24 protein-coding genes are annotated in these 21790 nt (G+C 63.4%); 18 read left to right on the top strand and 6 right to left on the bottom strand.

Translation table 11 applies throughout. The features are described 5' to 3' along the window. Positions 1-206 precede the first annotated feature (206 nt). Both MU848_RS17860 and MU848_RS17865 read left to right on the top strand, forming a co-directional pair. The gene (locus tag MU848_RS17860) at positions 207-1952 is read left to right on the top strand and encodes a DEAD/DEAH box helicase (RefSeq protein ID WP_247234631.1); all 1746 of its coding nucleotides are present in this window, start codon (positions 207-209) and stop codon (positions 1950-1952) included. A gap of 42 nt (positions 1953-1994) precedes the next feature. Beyond that, positions 1995-3530: a cryptochrome/photolyase family protein gene (locus MU848_RS17865; protein WP_247234633.1), complete on the top strand. Its 1536-nt coding sequence runs from the start codon at positions 1995-1997 to the stop codon at positions 3528-3530. Positions 3531-3533: 3 nt separating this feature from the next. Here the strand turns inward: MU848_RS17865 and ybaL are convergent, their stop codons facing one another. Further along, a complete protein-coding gene (gene ybaL, locus MU848_RS17870; RefSeq protein ID WP_247234635.1) occupies positions 3534-5174 on the bottom strand; it encodes a YbaL family putative K(+) efflux transporter in 1641 nt (546 codons plus the stop codon). Here ybaL and MU848_RS17875 point away from each other — a divergent pair. Next, the gene (locus MU848_RS17875) at positions 5097-5390 is read left to right on the top strand and encodes a hypothetical protein (RefSeq protein ID WP_236575092.1); all 294 of its coding nucleotides are present in this window, start codon (positions 5097-5099) and stop codon (positions 5388-5390) included. The two genes, ybaL and MU848_RS17875, sit on opposite strands and share 78 nt — an antisense overlap. 11 nt (positions 5391-5401) lie before the next feature. Here MU848_RS17875 and MU848_RS17880 read toward each other — a convergent pair whose 3' ends face one another. Further along, positions 5402-5773: a hypothetical protein gene (locus MU848_RS17880; protein ID WP_201515525.1), complete on the bottom strand. Its 372-nt coding sequence runs from the start codon at positions 5771-5773 to the stop codon at positions 5402-5404. A 218-nt stretch (positions 5774-5991) separates the two neighbouring features. Here MU848_RS17880 and rplU point away from each other — a divergent pair, with 218 nt between their 5' ends. The 6 genes from rplU to MU848_RS17910 all read left to right on the top strand — a co-directional run bounded on the left by rplU (position 5992) and on the right by MU848_RS17910 (position 10749). After that, on the top strand, positions 5992-6288 hold the full coding sequence (rplU, locus tag MU848_RS17885; RefSeq protein WP_097091078.1) for a 50S ribosomal protein L21: 297 nt from the start codon (positions 5992-5994) through the stop codon (positions 6286-6288). A gap of 30 nt (positions 6289-6318) precedes the next feature. Continuing rightward, positions 6319-6588: a 50S ribosomal protein L27 gene (rpmA, locus tag MU848_RS17890; RefSeq protein ID WP_007683600.1), complete on the top strand. Its 270-nt coding sequence runs from the start codon at positions 6319-6321 to the stop codon at positions 6586-6588. A gap of 272 nt (positions 6589-6860) precedes the next feature. Beyond that, positions 6861-7436 carry a GNAT family N-acetyltransferase gene (locus MU848_RS17895; RefSeq protein ID WP_247234637.1) on the top strand — a complete coding sequence of 192 codons (576 nt, stop codon included), beginning with the start codon at positions 6861-6863 and terminating at the stop codon, positions 7434-7436. Positions 7437-7551: 115 nt separating this feature from the next. Next, positions 7552-8646, top strand: a complete 1095-nt coding sequence (obgE, locus tag MU848_RS17900; protein ID WP_247234639.1) for a GTPase ObgE — start codon at positions 7552-7554, stop codon at positions 8644-8646. A 51-nt stretch (positions 8647-8697) separates the two neighbouring features. Beyond that, complete coding sequence (gene proB, locus MU848_RS17905; protein ID WP_247234641.1) at positions 8698-9828, top strand: glutamate 5-kinase; 1131 nt, start codon at positions 8698-8700, stop codon at positions 9826-9828. 6 nt (positions 9829-9834) lie between these two features. Then, a complete protein-coding gene (locus tag MU848_RS17910) occupies positions 9835-10749 on the top strand; it encodes an NAD-dependent epimerase/dehydratase family protein (RefSeq protein ID WP_247234643.1) in 915 nt (304 codons plus the stop codon). A gap of 4 nt (positions 10750-10753) precedes the next feature. On the opposite strand, the gene MU848_RS17915 is transcribed toward MU848_RS17910, so the two are convergent. Both MU848_RS17915 and radA read right to left on the bottom strand, forming a co-directional pair. Further along, complete coding sequence (locus MU848_RS17915; protein WP_247234645.1) at positions 10754-11275, bottom strand: CvpA family protein; 522 nt, start codon at positions 11273-11275, stop codon at positions 10754-10756. A 10-nt stretch (positions 11276-11285) separates the two neighbouring features. Next, on the bottom strand, positions 11286-12653 hold the full coding sequence (gene radA, locus MU848_RS17920; protein ID WP_201514918.1) for a DNA repair protein RadA: 1368 nt from the start codon (positions 12651-12653) through the stop codon (positions 11286-11288). Positions 12654-12799: 146 nt separating this feature from the next. Here radA and MU848_RS17925 point away from each other — a divergent pair, with 146 nt between their 5' ends. From MU848_RS17925 to MU848_RS17935, 3 genes are all read left to right on the top strand, one after another. Beyond that, entirely contained in the window at positions 12800-13495 is a 696-nt protein-coding gene (locus MU848_RS17925; RefSeq protein WP_247234646.1) for an endonuclease/exonuclease/phosphatase family protein, read from the top strand. A 124-nt stretch (positions 13496-13619) separates the two neighbouring features. Next, positions 13620-16013: a patatin-like protein gene (locus tag MU848_RS17930; protein WP_247234647.1), complete on the top strand. Its 2394-nt coding sequence runs from the start codon at positions 13620-13622 to the stop codon at positions 16011-16013. Beyond that, positions 15961-16440 (top strand): hypothetical protein, encoded by a 480-nt coding sequence (locus MU848_RS17935; RefSeq protein ID WP_315862482.1) that lies wholly within the window; start codon positions 15961-15963, stop codon positions 16438-16440. Before MU848_RS17930 ends, MU848_RS17935 begins: the two co-directional genes overlap by 53 nt. 8 nt (positions 16441-16448) lie before the next feature. On the opposite strand, the gene MU848_RS17940 is transcribed toward MU848_RS17935, so the two are convergent. Beyond that, positions 16449-16742: a 4a-hydroxytetrahydrobiopterin dehydratase gene (locus MU848_RS17940; protein WP_247234648.1), complete on the bottom strand. Its 294-nt coding sequence runs from the start codon at positions 16740-16742 to the stop codon at positions 16449-16451. 40 nt (positions 16743-16782) lie between these two features. On the opposite strand from MU848_RS17940, the gene MU848_RS17945 reads away from it, so the two are divergent. From MU848_RS17945 to MU848_RS17960, 4 genes are read left to right on the top strand one after another with little or no spacing between them, the layout of a single operon-like run. After that, positions 16783-17190: a metallopeptidase family protein gene (locus MU848_RS17945; protein ID WP_201514922.1), complete on the top strand. Its 408-nt coding sequence runs from the start codon at positions 16783-16785 to the stop codon at positions 17188-17190. After that, the gene (gene ccmA / locus MU848_RS17950) at positions 17187-17789 is read left to right on the top strand and encodes a heme ABC exporter ATP-binding protein CcmA (protein WP_247234649.1); all 603 of its coding nucleotides are present in this window, start codon (positions 17187-17189) and stop codon (positions 17787-17789) included. Before MU848_RS17945 ends, ccmA begins: the two co-directional genes overlap by 4 nt. A gap of 5 nt (positions 17790-17794) precedes the next feature. Continuing rightward, entirely contained in the window at positions 17795-18436 is a 642-nt protein-coding gene (locus MU848_RS17955) for a heme exporter protein CcmB (RefSeq protein WP_281494550.1), read from the top strand. Next, positions 18430-19320: a DMT family transporter gene (locus tag MU848_RS17960; RefSeq protein ID WP_247234651.1), complete on the top strand. Its 891-nt coding sequence runs from the start codon at positions 18430-18432 to the stop codon at positions 19318-19320. Before MU848_RS17955 ends, MU848_RS17960 begins: the two co-directional genes overlap by 7 nt. A gap of 157 nt (positions 19321-19477) precedes the next feature. Here MU848_RS17960 and MU848_RS17965 read toward each other — a convergent pair whose 3' ends face one another. Further along, positions 19478-19756, bottom strand: a complete 279-nt coding sequence (locus tag MU848_RS17965) for a chorismate mutase (protein WP_097092697.1) — start codon at positions 19754-19756, stop codon at positions 19478-19480. Between the two features lie 104 nt (positions 19757-19860). On the opposite strand from MU848_RS17965, the gene MU848_RS17970 reads away from it, so the two are divergent. Both MU848_RS17970 and MU848_RS17975 read left to right on the top strand, forming a co-directional pair. Then, the gene (locus MU848_RS17970; protein WP_201514926.1) at positions 19861-20901 is read left to right on the top strand and encodes a polyprenyl synthetase family protein; all 1041 of its coding nucleotides are present in this window, start codon (positions 19861-19863) and stop codon (positions 20899-20901) included. Positions 20902-20991: 90 nt separating this feature from the next. Further along, positions 20992-21771 carry a TSUP family transporter gene (locus MU848_RS17975; RefSeq protein ID WP_097092695.1) on the top strand — a complete coding sequence of 260 codons (780 nt, stop codon included), beginning with the start codon at positions 20992-20994 and terminating at the stop codon, positions 21769-21771. The last annotated feature ends 19 nt before the right edge of the window (positions 21772-21790 follow it).

Below are 21790 nucleotides of genomic sequence, written 5' to 3' on the forward strand. Positions count from 1 at the left end.
GCCGCCTTCCCTCTTTGCGGGGGAAGGCGGCCTTCTTATTTTGGGTATCCCGCCACCGGGGATTTCAGTCGCCTCGAACGACCCCAACAACGGTGTGAACTTCGGGGTGTGCGACCTGCACTCCGGGCTCCAGCAGCAGCCGGAGCACATCAGGTCATCCATGTATCCGTCGGGAATGGCGGGTCGCTTTACCGACGGAAAATATAATGTCTTTTGAACATCTACCCCCTCTCCTCTCGGACGCGCTGACGCGGAAAGGCTATGAAAGCCTGACGCCCGTCCAGGCCGAAGTCACCCAACCCGAAGCCGAAGGGCGCGACCTCATCGTTTCAGCGCAGACCGGCTCGGGCAAGACGGTCGCTTTCGGCCTCGCCATGGCGGGCGAACTGCTCGGCGAACAGATGCGCCTGCCCGTAGCCGTAAAGCCGCTTGCTCTCGCCATAGCCCCCACCCGCGAACTGGCGCTGCAGGTCAGCCGCGAACTGGAATGGCTCTACGGTGAAGCCCGCGCCCGCATCGCCACCTGCGTCGGCGGCATGGACGCCGCCAAGGAACGCCGCGCCCTGTCCCACGGCGCGCACATCGTCGTCGGCACCCCCGGCCGTCTGCGCGACCATCTTGAACGCGGCGCGCTGGACCTCTCGGGCCTTAAGACCGTGATCCTCGATGAAGCGGACGAGATGCTCGACATGGGCTTCCGCGAAGATCTGGAGGAAATCCTCGACGGCGCGCCGGAAGGCCGCCGCACGCTGCTCTTCTCCGCCACCATGCCCAAGCCCATCGTGGCGCTCGCCAAGCGCTACCAGAAGGACGCGCTGCGCATCTCCACCGTCAGCGATGAACGCGGTCATGGCGACATCAGTTATCAGGCCGTGACCGTAGCGCCCGCCGATATCGAGAACGCGGTGGTCAACCTGCTGCGTTATCATGAAGCGGAAACCGCGATCCTCTTCTGCGCCACCCGGGACAATGTCCGTCACCTCCACGCCAGCCTCACGGAGCGCGGCTTCGCGGCGGTCGCCTTGTCGGGCGAGCATAGCCAGAACGAGCGCAACCACGCCCTTCAGGCGCTCCGTGATCGCCGCGCCCGCGTCTGCGTAGCCACCGACGTCGCGGCGCGTGGCATCGACCTGCCCAACCTCAGCCTTGTCGTCCATGTCGAAATCCCGCGTGATGCCGAAACGATGCAGCACCGATCCGGCCGCACTGGCCGCGCGGGCAAGAAGGGAACGGCTGTCCTCATCGTCCCCTATCCCCGCCGCCGCCGCGTTGAATCCATGCTGCGTGGTGCGAAGATCCCGGTCGAATGGGGCACCCCGCCCAGCAAGGAGGCGATCCAGCAGCAGGACAATGCCCGCCTGCGCGAGCGCCTGATGGAGCGTGCCGAGCTGGACGAGCAGGACTGGGCGCTCGGTGCCGAGCTTCTCGCCGAAAAGAGCCCCAAGGAAATCGCCGCCATGCTGGTGAATAGCGCTCGCGCCGCCCTGCCCGCGCCCGAAGAATTGCTCGACGCCAGCGAAGCCCCTCCACGGCGCGACGGCCCGCGCCCTGGCTTCGAGGACACCGTCTGGTTCCGCATGGACATCGGCCGCCGCCAGAACGCCGATCCGCGCTGGATCCTGCCGCTCATCTGCCGCCGCGGTCACGTTTCGCGCCAGGACATTGGCGCCATCCGTATCGCCGCGAACGAGACGATGTTCGAAATCCCGTCCGCTATCGTTTCGCGCTTCATCGGCGCGGTCAAGCGTACCGGGGAAGCGAATGACGAGGGCGCGGACGTCGCTTTCGAACAGATCGAGGGCGCACCCCGGGAAGCCGCTCGCGAAAACCGCCGCGAAGGCCCACGCGGCAAGGGCCGCCCCAACGAAGGACGCGGACCCAAGCCCGCTTATGGCGCCCGCCCGTTCAAGGGCGCCCCGCGCAAGGGAGGCCCTCGCAAATCCCGCGGATAGTTGCCACGGACACGGATTGGGGCTTCACGCATTAGCGCCATAATGAAGCCCCCTATCCTCATCCCGATCCTGGGCGATCAGCTGACGCCGGATATATCCTCGCTTGCCGAGGCTGATCCGGGAGACAGCGTCCTCCTGATGATGGAGGTGGCGGACGAAACCACCTATGTTCGCCATCACAAGGCCAAGATTGCCTACATCCTCTCTGCCATGCGCCACCATGCCGAACGGATGCGCGCACTTGGTTGGACCGTCGATTATGTCCGCCTCGACGACCCGGCAAATAGCGGCAGCTTCACCGGCGAAATCACCCGCGCAATCGATCGTCACCAGCCCCGCGCCATCCACGTCACCGAAGCAGGTGAATGGCGCGTCCGTGCGATGCTGGAGGAATGGGAAGGCCGCTTCGCCCTGCCCGTCATGATCCACGAGGACGATCGCTTCCTTTGCTCCCATGCCGAGTTCGACACCTGGGCAGCCGCACGCAAGCAACTCCGCATGGAATTTTTCTACCGCGACATGCGCCGCAAGACCGGCCTGTTAATTGACGAAGAGGGCCAACCTGAAGGCGGCCAGTGGAATTTCGACGCCGAAAACCGCAAGCCTCCGCCCCAACGCGATCTACTGATGCCCCGCCCTCTCGCCTTCAAACCGGACGCAATCACCCGGGAGGTCATTGCATTGGTTGCGGAGCGTTTCACTAATCACATCGGCTCGCTCGACCATTTCGCCTTTGCCGTCACCCACGAAGACGCCCAACGCCAGCAGGCGCGCTTTCTAGACGAAGCACTCCCCCGGTTCGGCGATTATCAGGACGCGATGCTCACCGGAGAGCCCTTCCTGTGGCACTCCATATTGTCCCCCTATATCAACAACGGCCTGCTCGATCCGTTGGCCTTGGTGAAGGAGGTGGAGCAGCGCTATCAAGCAGGCAAGGTGCCGCTGAACGCTGCGGAAGGCTTCATCCGCCAGATCATCGGTTGGCGCGAATATGTGCGCGGCGTTTATTGGCATGAAGGGCCAGATTATGGCAGCCGCAATGCCTTGGAAGCCCGACGCGATCTGCCCGGCTTTTACTGGACTGGCGACACCGATATGCATTGCATGGCCCAGGCGATTGGCCAGACCATCGACCACGCCTATGCCCATCATATTCAGCGGCTGATGATCACGGGCAACTTCGCGCTGCTCTCCGGAATCGAGCCAATCCAGGTCCATGTCTGGTATCTGGAGGTTTATGCCGACGCCTATGAGTGGGTCGAGATGCCCAACACGCTCGGCATGGCGCTCTTCGCTGACGGAGGGCTATTGGGATCGAAGCCCTACGCGGCGGGCGGAGCCTATATCAACCGCATGTCGGACTATTGCCGCCATTGCCGCTATGACGTGAAGCAGCGGGTAGGCGAGGATGCCTGCCCGTTCAACGCCCTATACTGGGACTTCCTCGCCCGTAATGAACGCAAGCTTCGCCAGAACCCGCGCCTCGGCATGCCTTATCGCAATTGGGAAAAAATGACTGAGGAAGACCGCGCCGCCATCCGGGATCAGGCGGCACGGTTCCTCAACAGCTTAGGTTGACGTTCAACCCGCGCCGGAAAGCTGGAGCATCCGCGCCGCCAATTCTCGTTCACCCATCACGACATGCGGCACGCCCATCCCTTCGAGATGCGCGACCTCCGCATCGCTGTGCGCCCGAGCGATCACCTGCAGCTTGGGGTTAAGATGCCGCGCATGCTCATGGATCGCGCCGCCCTCGAACCCTTCGGGTACTGCGATCAGCAATCGCCGCGCCTCGCAAATGCCTGCCGCCATCAGATGGCGGTCCTCCAGCGCGCTTCCCCGCACGACAGGGTGCCCGGCTTCCTCGGCCTCCTCTGCTCGCTCGGCATCCGCCTCCAGAACCACGAAATGCGCTTTGCGTTCGGCCAGCCGTTCCGCGATCAACTTGCCGACACGTCCATAGCCGACCAGGATGACATGGCCGATATGCGGCCGTTGGCGTGCCTTTTCCGCTTCTTCTTCCTCCTCGATTTCCTCCTTTTTATGTCCCCGCACGATCATCGAGAAGATGAAGGGGTTGAGGAAGATCGACACGATCGCCCCCGCTAGAATCAGGTCGCGTCCCTCCGCCGGAAGCACACCAAGCCCCGTGCCGAGCGTCGCGAGGATGAACGAAAACTCGCCGATCTGAGCCAGGCTTGCTGCAATGGTCAGAGCCGTGTCACCTGGATATCCGAACGCACGCACTATCGCAAAGGCGGCAATGGACTTGCCGACGATGATGATCGCCACGGTGGCGAGCAGCGGTAGAGGCTGCTCGATCAGCACCGCCGGGTTGAACAGCATGCCAACCGATACGAAGAACAGCACGGCGAAGGCATCGCGCAATGGCAATGTCTCCTCCGTCGCGCGGCGGCTGAGCGGCGTCTCACCCAGGATCATGCCTGCGAAGAAGGCGCCAAGAGCGAACGACACGTCGAACGCAACCGCTGCGCCGAAGGCGACGCCCAGAGCGATGGCAAGCACAGCCAAACGAAACAGCTCGCGCGACCCCGTGTGAACCACCCAATGCAGCGCCCAGGGAATGACCCGGCGGCCCACGAGCAGCATCAAAGCCACGAACCCGGCAACCTTCAGCAAGGTGCTGAGGAGAGGCGCCAACAGATCGCCCATTCCGGCTGAAGCATCAGCGTTGTTCATTACCTTTGCCAGCGCGGGCAGCAGCACAAGCGCCAGCACCATCACAAGGTCTTCCACGATCAGCCAGCCCACGGCTATGCGTCCGCGCCGCGTTTCGACAAGGTCGGCGCCCTGCAGGGCGCGCAGCAGCACGACCGTGCTCGCCACCGATAGGGCAAGGCCGAACACGATACCGCCCATAACCGGCCAGCCCATATAGTGCGATAGCCCCAGGCCAAGCAGCGTCGCGACCGCGATCTGCCCTATGGCTCCCGGCACCGCGATATTCCTGACCGAAAGCAGGTCACGCAGAGAAAAATGTAGCCCGACCCCGAACATCAAAAGGATGACGCCAATCTCGGCCAGTTCGTTAGCCAAGCTGGTGTTGGCTACAAAGCCTGGCGTGAAGGGGCCAACCATGATCCCGGCGATGAGATAGCCGACGAGCGGCGATAATTTGAGGCGATGCGCAATGGCACCCATTATGAAAGCAACAACAAGGCCCGCGACGATTGTTCCGATCAGGGGCGTGTGGTGAGGCATAAACGTCCTTCCCTGTCTGCCGGCGGAGCGTTTATCGCCTCCACCGGCAGCATATCATATTTTCATTCTGCAACCGCCAGCATGGCGGCCGACAACAAGGCTCCAGCAGCACCCAGTCCAGCCAATACTGTGGGCATGAACCACCATGGCGGACGGCGTTTGCTGCGGCGCGACCGTCTCCGGACCATCAAAAAATCTCCTGTCCTGACGATTTAACGGAATATACGTTAGATCAGGGCAGGTGGCGCGCGGGCGTGGAAGCCATTGGGAAAGTGCCTTTGCACGCGTTGCGTGATGGCAGGACTGGCTACGGGAAGCGGGCGCAACAGCCAGGCGACGACCAATATCGCCGTAGCGAAGACCAGCCATTGTATGACTGAAGTCACGGGCGCAATGCTGTCATTGTCGCCTGGGGCGCTCACGCGCTCGCCTGGCGGGATCGACAGAGCCCGCGCTTTCAAAACCACGTCCGTAGTTGCCGGATTGAAGGCGGAACCGGTTATCTTGCTGGACGGGGGGCCCAGGGGCGTAAGGGCGCTCAACAACGCGACGCTGATCGCCATCCACAGGGTCAGCATGAAGAGCAGCCTGCCGCTCATGCTTTCTGTCCTGTCAGATCTAGGCATCATGCGCGGCGAGTTTCCTTCCGGGACCGAAGATAGGCTCTAGCCCGCGCAAAAACCACCCCCTAGAATGGGGCATCCCGGTTGACAGAAGCGAGTCAGTCCACTACCGGGCCAAATTCCCGCGCGGGTCAACAGGACTTCATGTCCTCGACGATCTGCGTAAAGCAGATTTGAACGAGAAGAGAAGAGCCATGTTCGCAGTCGTGCGCACGGGCGGCAAGCAGTATCGCGTCGCCGCCGGAGACAAGATCGTCGTCGAGAAGCTGGCCGGTGAGGCTGGTGACAAGGTGACGTTGGATGACGTCCTGTTCGCCGGCGAAGGCAGCGACGTGAAGGATGCCAGCAAGCTGACCGTCGCTGCGGAGATCATCGCGCAGGCGAAGGGCGAAAAGGTTATCGTTTTCAAGAAGCGTCGTCGGCATAACTACCGCCGCCGCAACGGCCACCGCCAGAATCACACGATCCTGAAGATCGTGTCGATCGCCTGAGCCGCAGTCCAGTTTCGAGGAGTTTGAGTCATGGCACATAAAAAAGCTGGCGGTTCATCGCGTAACGGTCGCGATTCAGAATCGAAGCGCCTTGGCGTGAAGAAGTTCGGCGGTCAGGAAGTGATCGGCGGCAACATCATCATCCGCCAGCGTGGCACCCGCGTATATCCTGGCCGCAATGTCGGCATGGGTAAGGACCATACCCTCTTCGCCCTTGGCGAAGGTCGCGTGGTATTCCACACTGGCAAGCTCGGCCGCAAATATGTGTCGGTCGATGCGATGGCTGAAGCAGCCGAATAACGGACGATCAATGACGGATCGTCCCTCATCATCGGGGCGATCCTTCCGGAGATTGGTTTCAAACCGTCTTCGGTAATCCGAGGGAAAAAAGGGCGCCCCATTAGGGAGCGCCCTTTTTTCTGTTCGGCGGCACCTCCCCTCATTTTCCCTCAAACCTCTGGAACCCTGGGGCTTCTCGCGCGTCATGCGGCCGGGGCTCAGCCAGAGGAAGAAGTCGTCAAGCCGTAACTTTTTGCGGCCATTGGCGTGTCGATCAGAGGAGAGATTTTAAAATGTTCGCCCGCACCCCCCGTTTGCTCCTGAGACCCGGTTGGATGGAAGACGCATCCGCGCTGGCCGAGGCGTTCGGCGATCCGGCGGTTCTGCGCAACCTGACCCGGGCCCCGGCGTCCTACGGCATTGATGACGCGCGCCACTTCCTCTCGCTTCCCCAGGACAACTGCCTGCCAAGCCTTCTGGCCTTTTCCCGTACTCGCGGCGCCCCGCGCCTTGTCGGCGGCTGCGGCGTTCACTTGGGCGAAGATGGCACGCCGGAGCTGGGTTACTGGATAGCACGACCCTATTGGGGCCTCGGCTTCGCGACCGAGGCGGCGCGCGCTGTATTCAGCATGGCACGGGCTGGGGGCGTCAGTGGAATTCAGGCCGTGCATTTTGCCGATAACCCTGCATCGGGCAACGTCCTCCGCAAGATCGGTTTCCGCCATACGGGCCGGGTCGAGCAACGCTATAGTCCCGCGCGGGGCGCAATGGCCGATTGCCTGGTCTTCGAAGAAGGTGTGGCCGGACGAATGACGATCGACCCGGCCATGGACCTTTATGAGGATGCACTGCCCGCACTTGCGGCCTGAATGAAGGGCGTGGATGGCGTTTCTATACGCCGTCCACGCTGGTGAATTATCAGTTTGAGGTCGACAGCAGACGGCGAGGTTTAATTCCGCACCATAAGCGGCTATGGGCCAGCCCATGCATTTTCTGGATCAGGCGAAGATTTACATCAAGTCCGGCTGGGGCGGCCCCGGCGCGGTCAGTTTCAGGCGTGAGAAATATGTCGAATATGGCGGGCCCGACGGCGGCAACGGCGGCAAGGGTGGAGATATTATTTTCGAAGCGGTAGCCGGCCTCAACACCCTGATCGACTTCCGCTACACACAGCATTTCAAGGCACAGCGCGGCCTGCCGGGCGCAGGCAAGAATCGTTACGGCGCGGGTGGTAATGATCTGGTCATCAAAGTTCCTGTCGGAACGCAAATCCTGTCCGATCCCCAGCCTATAGAGGGGACGGAGGACGAGGATGGTTATCCGGAATATGAGGAACAGGAACTGCTCGCCGACTTCACCGAGGTAGGGCAGCGCCTCGTCTTCTTGCGCGGCGGCGACGGCGGCCGTGGCAACCTGTCCTACAAAACAAGCACTAACCGTGCGCCGCGACAGCATGGAACCGGTTGGCCGGGGCAGGAAATGTGGGTGTGGCTGCGCCTCAAACTGCTCGCTGATGTTGGTTTGGTCGGCATGCCGAATGCGGGCAAATCGACCTTCATCAATCAGGTTACCAACACCAAAGCCAAGGTCGGAGCCTACGCTTTCACCACGACCAAGCCCCAGCTTGGTGTCGTAACGCATCGTGACAGGGAGTTCGTGCTGGCGGATATCCCCGGCCTGATCGAGGGCGCGGCGGAGGGCGCAGGCATTGGCGACCGGTTCCTGGGCCATATCGAGCGTTGCCGGGTGCTGCTGCATCTGATCGATGCCACCGGAGACGATCCGGTGGAACAATTCCGCATCGTGCAGGACGAACTGGAGGCCTATGGCGAAGGGCTGGCCGACAAGCCGCAGATCGTAGCGCTCAACAAAGGCGATCTTCTCGGACAGGAGTTGATGGACGACATCGCCGCTCAGCTTTACCGCGAGGCTGGCGTGGAGAAGATATTTATCATCTCCGGCGCCACCGGCGAAGGCGTGAAGCCACTGTTGGATGCCGTGCTGCCGCTGCTACAGGACAAGCCGGACAAGGAGGAGGAGACGGGCGATGAAGGCGACTCGACATGGTCGCCGATTTGACAGCCCATTGTTCCGCATTTCCTCCTAGCGTTACCGAACGGAACTGATCCAGTGACTCCCCCTTCGTCAGGTTTCCCTCCCTCCCAGATAAGGCGGCTGGTCATCAAGATCGGTTCGGCCTTGCTCGTGGATGGAAACGGAGAGGTCCGCGAGGCTTGGCTCCGCACGCTGGTGGAAGATGTGGCTGCGCGCAAGGCTGCGGGGCAGCAGATCATCATCGTATCGTCAGGCGCCATCGCGCTGGGCGCGCGGCGGCTAAAGCTGCCTAAGGGCGGGCGCGGCAGCCTGGAGGATGCGCAGGCCGCAGCGGCGACGGGCCAGATTGCGCTATCTCAATGCTGGGCGCGCCTGTTGCAGGACAAAGGCATCACTGCCGCCCAGATGCTGGTGACGCTGGACGACCTTGAACATCGGCGGCGCTATCTCAACGCGTCGGCAACTCTGGAACGGCTGATCACGCTGGACGTCGTACCAGTCGTCAATGAAAATGACAGCGTCGCGACGGCCGAAATCCGTTTCGGCGACAATGATCGTCTGGCAGCGCGCATCGGACAGGCAGCACGGGCTGACGCAGTCGTGCTGCTTTCCGACGTTGACGGGCTTTACACCGCCAATCCGCATGTCGATGCGAGCGCCATGCTGATAGAGACAATCGAGCGCATCGATGCGCGGATCGCGGGAATGGCGGACAGCGGTTCAGCCTCAGGAATGGGGTCCGGGGGCATGACGTCCAAAATAGAGGCGGCGCGGATCGCGACCGGGGCTGGGGCCCATCTCGCGATCATATCCGGGAAGGTCGATGCACCGCTGTCTCATTGGTCGAATGGCGGCAGGGGATCGATCTTCATCGCCGCGCCAGCGAAGCGAGCCCGGAAGGGATGGCTGGCGGGGCGGCTCACCGTTCGCGGCCGCATCGTCGTTGACGCGGGCGCGGAAAAGGCTTTGGATCGCGGCAACAGCTTGCTGCCCGCGGGTGTGGCCCAGATTGAAGGCAGCTTCGTGCGAGGGGATGTTGTCGACATCGTCGCGCCCGGCGGCCGGGTAATCGCCCGGGGCCTCAGCGAATATGACAGTGAGGAAGCGGCGCGGATCGCGGGCAAGCGGAGCGAGGATATCGCGGCGCTGCTTGGGCATCTCCCGCGATCAGTGCTTGTTCATCGCGATCAGATGGCGATGGTCTGACATCCCATGAAATTACGCATTGCCATGACGGGCGCGACAGGTTTCGTCGGCGCCGAAACGCTGAATCAGGCTCTTGAAGCTGGTCATCATGTGACGGCTATCACCCGAAAGGCGCAGCCGCCTCGCGCCCGGCTGAAATGGGTGCATGGCTCGCTTGAAGATCGCGCGGCGCTCAACACGCTTGTGCGGGACGCTGATGTGGTGATCCATATTGCGGGTGTCGTGAACGCCCCGGACCGCGACGGGTTCGAGGCTGGCAACGCTCGTGGCACCATGGCGGTGGTCGACGCCATGCGGCAGCGGGGTGTGCGGCGGCTGGTTCATGTATCGTCCTTGGCCGCGCGCGAGCCGAAGCTGTCTGACTATGGCTGGTCGAAGGCTTTGGCGGAGCGTCATGTCAAGGCTAGCGGCCTTGATTGGACGATCGTGCGACCGCCCGCGATTTACGGGCCTGGCGATCGGGAAATGCTGGAACTGTTCCGCATGGCCAAGCGCGGCATCATGCTGCTGCCTCCCGGTGGACGGCTGTCGCTGATTGAGGTGAGCGATCTTGGCCGGTTGCTGCTGCGGCTTGCTGGCGAGACGGAGATAAGCCTTGCCCACTGTTACGAGGCGGATGATGGCACGCCCGGAGGGTGGGACCATCTGGACTTTGGGCAGGCTGTTGGCCGGGCGGTCGGCAAGGATGTGCGAACCTTTGCCACCCCGAACTGGGCATTGGGCCTGGGTGCCCGGTTGGACCGCATTCTACGGGGCAAGGGTGCAAAGCTCACACAAGATCGTGTCAGCTATTTCTGCCATCCCGACTGGGTAGTAACCAAGCGCAAGCAGCCTCCCAAGAGGCTTTGGGTGCCTCAGGTGTCGACAGAGGAAGGGCTCAAGGCGACCGCCGAAGCCTATCGGGTCAAAGGTTGGCTTTGAGCCATCACTGATCGCTCTGGATTGACGGCTTTCTGGAGCGGCGTTCGGCTACGAATTCACTGATGGCTTGGCCGCTGGCGTTGAGCAGCGGATAGGTGCGCGCGTCCGACAGCCAATCGGGGCGGCGTTCACCGCTTCCGTAGAAAGTGTCGTAGAATAGGCTGAATGCCAGGAAGACGAGAGTTGCGCCGATTAGTCCCTTGATCGCGCCAAAGCCGCCGCCGAGAACGCGATCGACAGGGCCAAGGATGGATTGGCGCGTGCGGCGGCCGATGGCGTGGGCCAGGAGTTTTCCTGCGCCGAAAGTGACGCCGAAAACCAGAATGAATGCAAGAATTGCCGCGCCTCCGGTCGTACCGACGAAGGGGGCGAGGAGTTCGGTAGCTGAAGGATGGAAGAGGCGGATGGCGAAGATGCCCAGGACCCAGGCGATCAGCGACAGGGTTTCAAGAACGAAACCACGAAGCAAACCCAAGACTGTGCAACCGCCGATGGCGAGAAGGACGAGGATATCGACGGCGTTCATGTGGGTCGGGCTATCCGCGGCCGAGCATCTGGTCAACCAGTTGGCTTAAGGCGCGATAGCCGCTGACGGCGATCCCCTTCACCCCATCGGCGACCGCGGAAGGAACATAGGCGCGTTCGAAGCCGAGCTTTGCCGATTCGCGCAGGCGAAGCGGCGCATGGGCGACCGGGCGGATTTCCCCTGACAGCGCGATTTCGCCAAATAAAACCAGATCGGCGGGCACCGGCCGTTCCGCGAGCGCCGATATGAGCGCGGCAGCGACGGCAAGGTCAGCGGCAGGGTCGGACAAGCGATAACCGCCCGCGACGTTCAGATACACTTCGCAGGTCGAGAAGCTGAGACCGCAGCGCGCCTCTAGCACGGCGAGGATCATGGCGAGGCGGCCGCTGTCCCAGCCCACCACCGCGCGACGGGGCGTGGCGCCGCTGGATAGGCGAACGACGAGCGCCTGTATCTCGACCAGCACTGGTCTAGTGCCCTCCAGCGCGGGAAAGACGGTCGCGCCGGTCACGGTTTCGTCGCGATGGGTAAGAAACAGAGCCGAAGGGTTCGCGACTTCTTCCAGCCCCTCCGCCACCATCGCGAAAACGCCGATCTCATCCGTGCCGCCAAAGCGATTCTTGATCGCGCGCAGGATGCGATATTGGTGACTGCGCTCGCCTTCGAAGCTCAGCACGGTATCGACCATATGCTCCAGCACGCGCGGCCCGGCGATGCTGCCATCCTTGGTGACATGGCCGACCAGGATGACAGCGGTGCCGCGCTGCTTGGCGAAGCGGATCAGTTCCTGGCTGGATGCGCGCACCTGACTGACGGTGCCCGGTGCGCCTTCGATCAGGTCGCTGTGCATCGTCTGGATCGAATCGATGACGAGCAGCGCAGGCGGCTCCCCCTCCCCCAAGGTGGTCAATATGTCCCGCACGGAGGTTGCGCTGGCGAGCTGCACGGGCGCGTTGCCAAGGCCGAGGCGCTGCGCCCGGAGGCGGACCTGGTCCGCCGCTTCCTCACCGCTGATATAGGCAACGGAAAGACCGCGCGCGGCGATGCGGGCAGCGGCCTGAAGCAGCAGGGTCGATTTGCCGATGCCGGGATCACCGCCAATCAGCGTGGCTGATCCGGGAACGATGCCGCCGCCCAGGGCGCGATCGAACTCGGCAATCCCGGTGCTCGTCCGCTGGGGCAGTTCGACCTGGCTGTTCAGCCCGACAAGCGTCAGCGCGCGCCCGCCGGTTTGCAGATCGTGGCGCGCCGAAAAGATTGTCTCTGCCGCCTCCTCGACAATGCTGTTCCATTCGCCGCAGTCGTCGCACTGCCCCTGCCATCGGGAAGAGAGGGTGCCGCATTGCTGGCAGACGAATTTGCGCTTAGCCTTGGCCATCTGCGAGCTATGGCTTGCAGTTGTGAACGTTTCAAGAACAAAGAAGCGCCTGGATCGCTCCTCCCTTTGCCAGCGCCATGGCACGGACATGATGAACCTGCCCGAGGGTGCTGGAAACTCATGCTGATGTGGCGCATTGTTTCGCCATGAAGTCCTTTCGCGTCGCCAGCTACAATATCCGCAAAGCCATTGGCACCGACCGCCGCCGCAGCCCCGAGCGAGTATTGGAGGTGCTGGGAGAACTGAATGCGGACGTCATCGCACTTCAGGAAGCGGATCGTCGCTTTGGCGTGCGCACCGCGGCCATTCCGCCCTGGCTGCTGGAATCGATGAGCCCCTACAAGCCTGTGCCCCTGAATGTGCAGGTCGATTCGATGGGATGGCATGGCAACGCGATCCTGGTGCGGAAGGAGGCCGAGATCGGCACTCATGACGTGCTGCACCTGCCCTGCCTGGAGCCCCGCGGTGCGACCATGGCGGAGGTGGAGCTGGGCAAGGCGAAGCTGCGCATCTTTGGCATGCATCTCGACCTTTCGGGCCTGTGGCGGCGGAAGCAGGCGGCAGCAGTCATTCACGCGGCGGCGCAGCGGGACGCGATGCCCACGGTGTTGATGGGCGACCTGAATGAATGGAGCGCCAACCGGGGATGTCTGGCGGACTTTGCCCGGCACTATGCTTTCGCTCCGTGCGGGCGGAGCTTTCACGCGCGGCGGCCCGTGGCGCGGCTCGACCGGATCATGCATTGCCGTCAGTTGAAGCTGGTGGACAGCGGCGTGCATGACAGCGCGGCGTCCCGCAAGGCTTCGGACCATCTGCCGATCTGGGCGGAGTTTCGGTTGTGAGGTGGCGCGTTTTCATGGGGGTGAAAGTGCAAAAACATCGCCCGCTCGCCTCGAGGAAAAGTAGACCCCTTCGACAAGCTCAGGGCGAACGGAGGAGAGGTTTAGGGCCGGGGGGCTGCGCCGCATGAAGGAGCGCGAACTTCGGCTTGCGCTGGTCTGCTATGGGGGGATCAGCCTTGCCGTCTACATGCATGGCATCACCAAGGAAATCTGGCGGCTGGCGCGGGCGAGCCGGGGGTTTCATGACGGCACCCCGAGCAGCGAGGGTAGCGAGGCCGTTTACAGGAAGCTGCTGGAGGATCTGGAGGCGGCAAGCGGCGTGCGGTTGCGGGTGATGCCGGACATCATCGCCGGGGCAAGCGCTGGCGGGATCAACGGGATCTTTCTGGCGCAGGCGATCGAAACGGGGCAATCGCTGGAGCCGCTCACCGATCTGTGGCTGGAAAATGCCGATGTTGAGCGGCTGCTGGACCCCGATGCCCGTCCAGCAAGGCGCATCAGCAAATTCTGGGCAACCCCGCTGGTGTGGATGGCGGCGCGGCGGCCGGGCGACACGGTCGAACGCACCGTCGCGCCCGACACGCGCGAGGAGGTGCGGCAGAAGCTGTCCCACTTCATTCGGTCCAGATGGTTCGAGCCTCCCTTTGGCGGCGAAATCTTCACGGCGATGCTGTTGGATGCATTCGATGCGATGGAGGCGGCCGAGCGCGGGCCGCCCCTGCTGCCGGACGGGCACCCGCTCGACCTGTTCGTCACGGTCACTGATTTTGAAGGTCACCCCCAGAGCCTGAACCTCAACAGCCCGCCCCAGGTGGTGGAAACCGAACATCGCCTGTCCGTCGGCTTCCGGGCGCGGGGCCGCGGCGACCGCCTTTTCGCCGACCCGGCGGAGCTGGTATTCGCCGCGCGCGCGACAGCGAGCTTCCCGGGCGCCTTCCCGCCCTTCACCGTGCGGGAACTCGATCGGGTGCTGAAGCAGCGTCACCGTGCCTGGCCGACCCGCGACGCTTTTCTGGCCCATGCCCTGCCCCGCCACTGGGCGCGCGGCAATGCGGAAGACGCGATCCTGATCGATGGGTCGGTACTGGCGAACGCGCCCTTCGCTCAGGCGATCGGGGCGCTGCGGAACCGCCCATCGCGGCGCGAGGTCGACCGGCGCTTCGTCTATATCGATCCCAAGCCCGGCCATCGGTCCATCCGGCTGAACCGGGAGGGTGAGCAGGAAGACGCCACGGCAGAGGAAAAAGCGCAATTGCCCGGCTTTTTCCGCACCATTTTCGGGGCGCTCAGCGACATTCCACGCGAGCAGCCGATCCGCGACAATCTGGAAGCGATCGATCGTCATTCGTCGCGCATTCGGCGGATGGTCCGGATTTTGAACGCGCTGAGGCCCGGGATCGAGGCGGAGGTCGAAAATACGATCGGCGGCATGCTGTTCCTCGACCGTCCGACGCCCGCTCGTTTGTCCGCGTGGCGCGCGAAGGCGCAAATGCGCGCCGCGAATTCGGCGGGTTTCGCTTTCCCGGCCTATGGTCATTTGAAGCTGTCGGGCATCGTCGAGGATCTTGCCGTCCTGCTGTTCCGCCTCAGCGGCGAAGACAGCCCGATGATGCGGGAGAATTTTCGTCAGGCCTTGTGGTCCCATGTCCGGGCGATTGGTGCGGACAAGCTGATCGAGGATGTGGGGCCGACCTCGCCACCTGTCGCCTTCTTTCGCACCCATGACCTCAGTTTCCGCATTCGCCGCCTGCGCTTTCTGGCGCGGCGGCTCGCGGAAACATTGGAGATCGATTCGCAGGCTGACGCCGCGGCGATCCAGAAGATGCATGACGCCATCTACCAATCGATGGCGCATTATACGGAATGCGAGGGCACGGATTTCTATAACGGCGCGATCCGGGCCGCAGCCAGGGACGTGCCGTCCGATCCTGCCGCTGCGCTGGAAGCGATCGCACAGGCACGCGATTTGAAGGCGCGGGATGACGTGGCCGACATGGTGCTGGCCGAAGCGCTCGCCGGGCTGCCGAAAGCGGAGCGGCGGATCATGCTGCTCTCCTATCTTGGCTTTCCCTTTTACGACATCGCCACCCTACCGTTGCTCCAAGGCCACGCCATGGAAGAATATGATCCGGTAAAGGTGGACCGCATTTCTCCGGAAGATTGCAGCGCTATTCGGCCGGGAGGCGCGGATGCGACCTTAAAAGGCATTGAATTCAACAACTTTGGTGCATTTTTCAGCAGGGCTTATCGTGAAAACGACTATTTGTGGGGACGCCTTCATGGTGTCGAGCGGCTGCTGGATATCGTAATTTCCACATTACCCGCGGCAAGCCGCCTTTCGGAAGACCGTGTGCGCGATTATAGGCAAGCCGCATTCTTGGCGATTCTCGATGAGGAGGAACAGCGACTGCCGCATGTCGCTGATCTCATTGCCATTTTGCGGGAGGAAATCGGTGGGCGCACGGGTGGGGCTGTTTCCATTGATGGTGATGCTGGCACTGACCGCCGGCTGCCGTGACGCGTCTGGCGATGCTGCGTCCTCGGAGAACGCCTCCATCCCTCAGCCCGTGCTTTCCGCCAATGCGATCGAAGGCGAGCTAATCGAAGTGGTCGCCGCGCCGCAGCGCCCGTCTGCGCAAGTGACCGTGCAAGCGCAGCCCGCGCCGCGCGGATCGCTCGACCTGCCCCCTTCTCCCGATGCTGCTCTGGCGACGCCTTTCCCGCAGGAAGTTACCAGCTTCATGGTCGATCGCGACAGCTGCGACCATTTCCGGGGGGAAGAGCCCTATGATGGAGAAAGGCGCGTGTTCCTGATGGAGAGCATCGCCGAACTATGCACCGGCACCGACGCGAAACTCGCCATGCTGCGCCGCCGCTATGCTGGAGATTCGGCCGTCATCGCGGCGCTGCATGGCTATGAGGATCGCATCGAGGGGCAACCCTGATCGACCGATCAGGCGCTGAGTAGTGCGTCGATCGCCTTTGCAAGATCTATGTCACGGCGCGACAGGCCATCGGCGTCATGGGTCGTCAAGGTAATGTCGACGCGATTATAGACGTTGAACCATTCGGGATGGTGGTTCGCCTGTTCGGCGAGCAGCGCCACTCTGGTCATGAAACCGAACGCTTCGCTGAAGTCGGAAAAGGTGAAGCGCCGCTTGATCCCCTCCGGCTCCGCCACCAGCGTCCATTCCGGGAGGGAAGCGAGCTCCTGCGCCCGTTCATCGCCGGACAGTTTACCAATCATGGCTCTATCCTCATAATAGTGTTTCGCCTATGTCGCAGCCATGTCAGACGCCGGTCAACCCCCTCTTTTCGCGCCAACCGTGGCGCAGATCGAACGACTGGCGCTTGAGGCGCTGGGGCGTTTGCCGGACCCTTTCCGATCCCATCTGTCCAATGTCGTCCTGTTCGTCGAGGAATTTGCCGACGATCGGATATTGAAGGAGATGGAGATCGATGACCCGTTCGGGCTGACCGGGCTTTACAGCGGGCGGCCCGTGGGGGAAGCCGAGCAGACGGGGGACAGCCCGCCTACAGTGCATCTTTTCCGGCGGCCGCTGCTGGATGAATGGGTGGAGACGGGCGTGCCGCTCGATGCGCTGATTACCCATGTGGTGGTGCATGAGATCGGCCACCATTTCGGGCTTTCCGACGTCGACATGCAGGTGCTGGAGGACATGGTCGCGTCATGAGCGGCGTGGCGCTGCGGTTGTCGGGCATCGCCTGCGCGCGTGGCGGGCGGTTGCTGTTCAGGGGCGTGGACCTGGCGCTGGAACAGGGGGAGAGCGCTCTGCTTCGGGGGCCGAACGGGATCGGCAAGTCTAGCCTCATGCGCATTTGCGCGGGGCTGCTGCGGCAGACGGCGGGGAGGATCGAGCGGCGCGGCAGGATCGCGCTGGCGGACGAGCGGCTGGCGCTCGATCTGGAAGAGCCTTTGGCGCAAGCTCTCGGCTTTTGGGCGCGGCTGGATGGTGCGGACGGACATGCGCTTGATGGTGCATTGGAAGCTATGGCGCTGGGGCCGCTTGTGGGAATTCCGGTGCGGATGCTGTCGACCGGGCAGCGCAAGCGGGCGGCGCTGGCGCGGGTGATTGCGAGCGGCGCTGAGCTGTGGCTGCTGGATGAGCCGGGCAATGGGCTGGACGATGCGTCGCTTGGCCTGTTGGGCGCGGCGGCGGCGGCGCATCTGGCGCGGGGGGGGATTGTGCTGGCGGCTTCGCATCAGCCGCTGCCGATGAAGTCGCCCGTGGTGATCGACCTTGCCGCCTATGTCGCGGAGGAGGCGGCGTGAGGGTGATGGCGCTGCTGGTGGCGCGGGATTTGAGGCAGGCGTGGCAATCGGCCGGGCTGTGGTTGCCGGTGGCATTCCTGCTGCTGGTGGCGAGCCTGTATCCCTTTGCCGTGGGACCTGACGCGGCGCTGTTGCGGCGGTCGGGTGGCGGGATGCTGTGGATCGCGGCGCTGCTGGCGAGCCTGTTGCCCGTGGACCGACTGATCGCGCCTGACCGGGACGCAGGGGTGCTTGATCAGATCGCCTTGCGCGGCGTGGGCGATGAAACGCTGATGCTGGCGCGGCTGATCGCGCATTGGCTGGGATTCGGGCCCGCACTAATGATCGCAACCCTGCCTGCGAGCGCGCTCCTGAAGCTGGACGCCGCGACGGTGTGGATGCTGGAACTGGGGCTGCTGATCGGCACGCCTGCGCTCGCGGCATTGGGGTTGCTGGTGGCGAGCCTGACGGCGGGGCTGCGGTCGAGCGGGGCGCTGGCCGGGCTGCTTGCGTTGCCGCTCGCCGTGCCGCTGCTGATATTCGGTGCGGGGACGCTGGGCGACGGCAGTGGAGCGGCGCTCAAGTTCCTGGGCGCGGCGTCGCTGCTGCTGGTTGCCATCACGCCCTTTGCGGCGGGGGCTGCGATCAGGGCGGGACGGGAATGGTAGGGTTCGCCGCCTCGCTGTTATTCGTTCTGATCTGGTCGACCGGCTTCATCGTCGCGCGGGGCACGGTGCCGCATGGCGCGCCGGAATTGATCCTGAGCGTGCGCATGACGCTCACGGCTCTGCTGCTGGGATTTGTGGCGTGGCGTGCCGGGCAGAAGCTGCCCCGAGGCAAGCGGCTGATGCTGCATCTGGCAGCGGGCGCGATGCTGCATGGGGTTTATCTGACCGTGAGCTGGTGGGCCGTCTATCGCGGAATGCCTGCTGGCATCATGTCGCTGCTCGGCGCGCTGCAGCCGCTGATGGTGGCCGTGGCAGGCGCATTCCTGCTGGGCGACCGCCTGCTCGCGCGCGGGTGGGCGGGCCTGGCGATCGCCATTGCGGGCGTCGTCTGCGTGCTGCTGCCAGCGATCGAACGATCGGGCGCGGGCGCGGTGCCGCTGCTCCCCGTGGTAGCGGGCTTGCTGTCGGTAGTAGCGATGGCGGCAGGGACGCTGGTGCAGCGCGGCTCGCTGTCAGGGGATGGCATATGGATTTCCGGCGCGGTGCAAAATGCAGGCGGCGCGTTCGTCGCCATCACCGCCGCCCTGATCGCTGGGGAGACCCGCTGGGATGGCGCGCCTATCCTGTGGCTGGGGCTCGCATGGTCAGTGCTGGGCCTGTCAGCGGGCGGCCTGTCGCTGCTGGTATGGCTGGTGCGGACGCAAGGTCCGACGCGGATGTCGATGCTGCTGCTCTTGGTCCCGCCGCTTGCTGCGGTGGAGGCGTGGCTGCTATTTGGTGAGAAGCTGGTGCCGATCCAGTTGGCCGGCTTCGCGCTGGCGCTGGGCGGAGTGCTGCTGGGCCGGTCACAAGGCAAGCGGGAAACGGTCAACGAACCAGCTTAGGCTAGCGGGCGATTAGGCGAGGAGAAAAGCCTCCTTCGACTGCCTGCTTGCAGCAGGCGCTCAGGACAGGCTTCGATAAGCTCAGGGCGAACGGCGATGGTAAGGCCCTGCTTCTCGCCGGGTGCGCGCCGATCTGCCTCCTTCGCGTAGCAGGTTCTCAGGCGTCCCTTAGCCGCTCGTGATGGCGGATCACTTCATCGATGATGAAGCGCAGGAATTTTTCGGTGAAATCGGGATCGAGATTGGCATCCGTCGCCAGCTGACGCAGGCGGCTGATCTGACGCTCCTCCCGGCCCGGATCGGCGGGCGGCAGGGCGTGAGTCGCCTTATATTCGCCGACAGCCTGGGTGATCTTGAAGCGTTCCGCGAGCATGAACACGAGGGCGGCGTCGATATTGTCGATGCTCTCGCGATACCGCTTCAAAGTGTCGTCCACGCTCGTCCCTTCCGAATATCCGCGCGCTTTTTGCCCCATCCGTCGCTCTGTGCAAGCTATTCCCGCTTGCTATCTGCATTTTGCGCCGCCACATGGGCCGGGTCATGACCGCACCTGCCCCCGGCCCCATCTCCGGCAATGTCCACCCCATCGGCCGCGCCAACGGCGAGCCTTCGCTCACCCCCATGATGGCGCTGGTTGCCGACGGCATGAACCAGGTCAATGCGGTCATATTGGACCGGATGCAGTCGCGCATTCCCCTGATCCCGGAACTGGCCGGCCACCTGATCGCGGGCGGCGGCAAGCGGATGCGCCCGATGCTGACCCTCGCCTGCGCTCAATTGGTCGGCTATGCGGGCAGCCGCCACTATAAGCTCGCAGCGGCGGTCGAGTTCATTCACACCGCAACACTGCTGCATGATGATGTGGTCGATGGATCGGGCCTGCGCCGGGGCCGCAAGACCGCCAATATCATCTGGGGCAACAGCGCCAGCGTGCTGGTGGGCGATTTCCTCTTCTCTCGTGCCTTTGAGCTGATGGTCGAGGCGGAATCGCTGAAGGTACTGAAGATCCTGTCCAACGCCTCGGCCGTGATCGCGGAAGGTGAGGTCAATCAGTTGACCGCGCAGCGCCGCATCGACACGAGCGAAGAGCAATATCTGGACATCATCGGGGCGAAGACAGCCGCGCTGTTCGCCGCGGCCTGCCGCATATCCGCCGTCGTCGCGGACCGGGACGAGACGGAAGAAAAGGCGCTGGATGTCTATGGCCGGAACCTTGGCATCGCATTCCAGCTGATCGACGATGCGATCGACTATGAATCGGACGGCGCCACGATGGGCAAGGACGCAGGCGACGATTTCCGCGATGGCAAGGTGACGCTGCCCGTGATCCTGGCCTATGCCCGCGGTTCCGAAGAAGATCGCGCTTTCTGGAAGCAGGCGATCGCGGGCAATCGGGTCAGCGACGAGGATTTGGCGCATGCGACCGGGTTGCTGCGCAAGACGGGCGCGATCAACGATACGCTCGCGCGGGCAAGACTCTATGGCCAGCGCGCCATCGATGCGCTCGGCCGGTTCGACACGGGAAAGGCCAAGGCGGCGCTGACCGAAGCCGTCGAATTCGCCATCGCTCGCGCTTATTGAGGAACAGGCGCGCGCCGGTCGTCTAGGTGTGCAGGCGCATGTGGTTCTGACGACAGGGCGCGGCAGAGGCTGAAGCGGACGCGCATGGACATCATCCTATCTCCTGAAACGCTGGCCTTCCTTATGGCGGCGGCCCTGATTTCCGGATGCATCGACGCGATGGCTGGAGGCGGCGGGCTGATTTCCCTGCCCGCCTTGCTGGCGGCGGGCGTGCCGCCCGTAGCAGCCGTGGGCACGAACAAGCTGCAATCATCGCTGGGCACATTTGGCGCCTGCGTCGCTTACGCGCGCGCCGGGCATATGGATCTGAAGGCCTATCGCTGGCCGATTATCGCAGCATTTGTTGGGTCGGTAGGTGGCGCCTGGCTGCTTCAGCGGGTGGACCCCGGCATATTGGCGGGGTTGATGCCGGGTCTGCTGATCGCGCTCGCAGGCTATTTCACCTTCTCGCCCCGCTTAAGCGAGATGGATCGGCACAGCCGGGTGGGACTGGCGGGGCTGAGCCTGTCGATCGGCGTCATCGGTTTTTACGACGGCTTCTTTGGACCGGGTGCGGGAGCATTTTATGCCACCATCTTCCTGGCATTGGGCGGACTGGGCCTGGTCCGCGCGACGGCGCAGACAAAGGCGGCCAACCTTGCCAGCAATGTAGCGGGCCTGTTGACGATGGTCGCTGGCGGTCATGTGCTTTGGATCGCAGGGTTGACGATGGCTGTCGGCAGCATCACCGGCAGCCAGATCGGATCGCGCCTGGCCATGCGGTTCGGCAGCAAGCTGATACGGCCCCTGCTGATCATCATGTCCCTGGGGCTAACGGCTAAGATGCTGCTCGACCCGGACAACCCGGTCCATAGGCTGCTGTTTGGATAAAGCTTGGCATTGCACCGGC

It is taken from the genome of Sphingobium agri (assembly GCF_023051225.1).
Taxonomy (GTDB): domain Bacteria; phylum Pseudomonadota; class Alphaproteobacteria; order Sphingomonadales; family Sphingomonadaceae; genus Sphingobium; species Sphingobium agri.

Coding starts and splice junctions, on each gene's coding strand:
- MU848_RS17925 (WP_247234646.1), top strand. CDS start 12,800: ATGAAGTCCTTTCGCGTCGCCAGCTACAATATCCGCAAAGCCATTGGC.
- obgE (WP_247234639.1), top strand. CDS start 7,552: ATGCATTTTCTGGATCAGGCGAAGATTTACATCAAGTCCGGCTGGGGC.
- MU848_RS17970 (WP_201514926.1), top strand. CDS start 19,861: ATGACCGCACCTGCCCCCGGCCCCATCTCCGGCAATGTCCACCCCATC.
- MU848_RS17860 (WP_247234631.1), top strand. CDS start 207: ATGTCTTTTGAACATCTACCCCCTCTCCTCTCGGACGCGCTGACGCGG.
- rpmA (WP_007683600.1), top strand. CDS start 6,319: ATGGCACATAAAAAAGCTGGCGGTTCATCGCGTAACGGTCGCGATTCA.
- MU848_RS17945 (WP_201514922.1), top strand. CDS start 16,783: ATGTCAGACGCCGGTCAACCCCCTCTTTTCGCGCCAACCGTGGCGCAG.
- radA (WP_201514918.1), bottom strand. CDS start 12,653: ATGGCCAAGGCTAAGCGCAAATTCGTCTGCCAGCAATGCGGCACCCTC.
- MU848_RS17880 (WP_201515525.1), bottom strand. CDS start 5,773: ATGAGCGGCAGGCTGCTCTTCATGCTGACCCTGTGGATGGCGATCAGC.
- MU848_RS17955 (WP_281494550.1), top strand. CDS start 17,795: ATGGCGCTGCTGGTGGCGCGGGATTTGAGGCAGGCGTGGCAATCGGCC.
- MU848_RS17895 (WP_247234637.1), top strand. CDS start 6,861: ATGTTCGCCCGCACCCCCCGTTTGCTCCTGAGACCCGGTTGGATGGAA.
- MU848_RS17940 (WP_247234648.1), bottom strand. CDS start 16,742: ATGATTGGTAAACTGTCCGGCGATGAACGGGCGCAGGAGCTCGCTTCC.
- ccmA (WP_247234649.1), top strand. CDS start 17,187: ATGAGCGGCGTGGCGCTGCGGTTGTCGGGCATCGCCTGCGCGCGTGGC.
- MU848_RS17910 (WP_247234643.1), top strand. CDS start 9,835: ATGAAATTACGCATTGCCATGACGGGCGCGACAGGTTTCGTCGGCGCC.
- rplU (WP_097091078.1), top strand. CDS start 5,992: ATGTTCGCAGTCGTGCGCACGGGCGGCAAGCAGTATCGCGTCGCCGCC.
- ybaL (WP_247234635.1), bottom strand. CDS start 5,174: ATGCCTCACCACACGCCCCTGATCGGAACAATCGTCGCGGGCCTTGTT.
- MU848_RS17915 (WP_247234645.1), bottom strand. CDS start 11,275: ATGAACGCCGTCGATATCCTCGTCCTTCTCGCCATCGGCGGTTGCACA.
- MU848_RS17930 (WP_247234647.1), top strand. CDS start 13,620: ATGAAGGAGCGCGAACTTCGGCTTGCGCTGGTCTGCTATGGGGGGATC.
- MU848_RS17960 (WP_247234651.1), top strand. CDS start 18,430: ATGGTAGGGTTCGCCGCCTCGCTGTTATTCGTTCTGATCTGGTCGACC.
- MU848_RS17875 (WP_236575092.1), top strand. CDS start 5,097: ATGCGCAATGGCACCCATTATGAAAGCAACAACAAGGCCCGCGACGAT.
- MU848_RS17865 (WP_247234633.1), top strand. CDS start 1,995: ATGAAGCCCCCTATCCTCATCCCGATCCTGGGCGATCAGCTGACGCCG.